This window comes from Laceyella sacchari (assembly GCF_004343255.1).
In the GTDB taxonomy this organism is placed as follows: Bacteria; Bacillota; Bacilli; order Thermoactinomycetales; family Thermoactinomycetaceae; genus Laceyella; species Laceyella sacchari.
The window spans coordinates 1-1,891 of record NZ_SMDD01000017.1 but is presented as its reverse complement, the minus strand read 5'-3'; the positions used below and the strand labels follow the sequence as shown (position 1 = coordinate 1,891).

The 1,891-nt window shown below is 36.5% G+C and carries 1 protein-coding gene and 2 tRNA genes; all 3 read left to right on the top strand.

The window, feature by feature from the left end; translation table 11 throughout:
- Positions 1-16 precede the first annotated feature (16 nt).
- The 3 genes from EDC32_RS16095 to EDC32_RS16085 all read left to right on the top strand — a co-directional run bounded on the left by EDC32_RS16095 (position 17) and on the right by EDC32_RS16085 (position 1,240).
- Positions 17-93: transfer RNA gene (locus tag EDC32_RS16095), tRNA-Met, on the top strand.
- Between the two features lie 5 nt (positions 94-98).
- Positions 99-172 (top strand) — tRNA-Met (locus EDC32_RS16090).
- A 447-nt stretch (positions 173-619) separates the two neighbouring features.
- Positions 620-1,240 carry a DUF998 domain-containing protein gene (locus EDC32_RS16085; RefSeq protein ID WP_158283431.1) on the top strand — a complete coding sequence of 207 codons (621 nt, stop codon included), beginning with the start codon at positions 620-622 and terminating at the stop codon, positions 1,238-1,240.
- Positions 1,241-1,891: the final 651 nt, after the last annotated feature.

The following is a 1,891-nucleotide window of genomic DNA, read 5'->3' as shown; positions in this document are numbered from 1 at the left end:
CTTTTGATGGGAACGGCGCGGGGTGGAGCAGTCTGGTAGCTCGTCGGGCTCATAACCCGAAGGTCGCAGGTTCAAATCCTGTCCCCGCAACCAAATATGGCGGCGTAGCTCAGTTGGCTAGAGCGTACGGTTCATACCCGTGAGGTCGGGGGTTCGAGGCCCTCCGCCGCTATTAATAAGATGATCAACCCCATTGGGGTTGATCTTTTTTGTTTGCAAAGCTGTTTCAAAAGGGTATGTAAGTAACGGATTTTGAAAAAATCATTTGCATAGCTAATAGTTCTTTAAACTATATGAAGTTATATTCAATTTGTTGTAGCGAAACATGATGAGCAGGTGGTTTCGATAACATAAATGATTAACCGTTTGAAAGCAGATGTGAAATGGGGTTTTCTATAGAAAAGTACGACCGAACCAGCTTTTAAAAAGTTGGTTTACTTTTAATCCCTGTAACATGTTGAAGTTATAAGTTTGATCCTTAGATACAAAACAAGGACCTTTAGACAAAGCGGTCAGATGTTTAACAATATATTCTTGTGTTAAAATAGAGAAAGTTAAGTGATATAACAGTCAATTACAGTTATGACACTTATAATTTCAATAGCGGATGGAGATCAAAATGAACATAATAACTCTTTTATCTTACGTAAGTGGCTTGGCCGTTGTAGGTTACTTTATAATAATGCTATATCTTCATGTTAAATTCAAAAATTACAATCCGATTTATCATGCTGTAAGTGATTATGGTGTTGGCGAATCTAGGAAGTTACAAGTTTTATCAGGAGTATGTCACATCATATCGTCGCTGTTACTTGTCTTTGTTTTGTTATGTTGGGATAAAGATTTTCACTTTAAGACAGCTGCTATCATCATGTTAGGGATAAGAGCGCTGACGATTTTAGGGGTACTTGTTTTTCCCACTGACCTCGAAGGAGAAAAAAGGACCACAACAGGAAGGTTGCATTATTTGTCTGCAATCATTCAGTTTACAATGACTGCGACAATTATTTTTAATTTAACTCCAGTATTCGTTCAAATGGGTATAAGTTCAGCATATGCAACTACTTTGGTAATTCTCACTTGGATCACCAAAATATCTTTAATAGGTGTTATTTTAGGTATGTTTGTCTCGCCAATAAAAAAGATTTTTGGCTTAGTAGAGAGAGGCTTTTTGTTTTCCAGTGCACTTTATTTTTTGATTTTCAGCATCATGCTACCAACTCTCATTTCATTACATTAACCAATCCCCCACTCTTTAAACAAGAGTGGGGGATTGGTCTAATCCCAAAATAAATGTTTGTTGTTTGAACTGAAAGAGTATTTATATCTTTTTATTGGATCGCATTGACTCTCCATATTGGTATTGCAATTGTTGCAAGGGACCTACCGATGAGAAGAACAAAAGCAATAACGCTTTTGGACAGCCAAAACGTTCTAATGTAATCATCAGTTTTGGGATCACACAATCCAGAACTTGAAGTGAGATAAGCAATGAGTAGTTAATATATATTTATCCTGAGCAGTCTGGTTGTCAAAAGGAGCAGTGATGTAATCCAAAACACCAATGAGCGCAAATACACCACCAAGAACAATATCAAAAATTGAGCATAGGTAATTTTCTGGGCAACATGGAGTTATGTTATATATTAAAAAGGATTGATTTTATTGTGTGACCATGCTATGTTATTACATGTTGCTTTTATCACGTTATTTGATGACTTGAAATAACAAAAAAGCAGTTGACATTTATCGAGGGAAATGATAAGATATTCCTTGTCGCCGCGAAATGAGCGGTACAAAATGATATGAAGTGTTCCTTGAAAACTAAAGAGTGACAACGTGACCTGTCAATTCGATGAAACACTTAACACTTTAGTGTTTAGTGTTTCAC

Excerpts from the sequence above, each read along its gene's own strand:
- EDC32_RS16085 (WP_158283431.1), top strand. The coding sequence starts at position 620 with ATGAACATAATAACTCTTTTATCTTACGTAAGTGGCTTGGCCGTTGTA.